Annotated in this window: 1 pseudogene; it reads right to left on the reverse strand. The window is 46.4% G+C overall.

From position 1 onward, the window contains the following. Positions 1 to 386 (reverse strand): annotated as a pseudogene (locus UF06_RS22950) (ATPase RavA stimulator ViaA); the annotation flags it as partial.

The raw sequence follows: 386 nt of genomic DNA on the forward strand, positions 1-386 counted from the left end.
GGATCATTCACTTGCCCAGCCATACGGCCAAGCTGTTCTGCGATTTCTTGCAAGCCTTTGTGCTTTTTCAAAAACTCTGCATGGCGCTTCATCACCGTTAAATCGGTTTTGCTGAGTTTTGCCGAAGCCATATCCCACAAGCGCCCTACGCTTTCAGCGTCGCCAGATTCCGTCACTTTATCCATATTGCGCATGGTTTCCATACGTTGATACCGATCACTCTGACCCTTCTCTTTCTTGGATACTAACTTACTCACTTGCGCCTGTTTAGTTGCCTCAGCCCGGCTTTGATAACATTGCTCACATAAGTAATGCGGGTACATAGGTTTATTAACCCATTTGTTTTTATCCATCATGCGGCTACATAGCATACGCAACGAGCTGAG

Source organism: Vibrio sp. S234-5 (assembly GCF_000960595.1).
Lineage (GTDB): Bacteria > Pseudomonadota > Gammaproteobacteria > Enterobacterales > Vibrionaceae > Vibrio.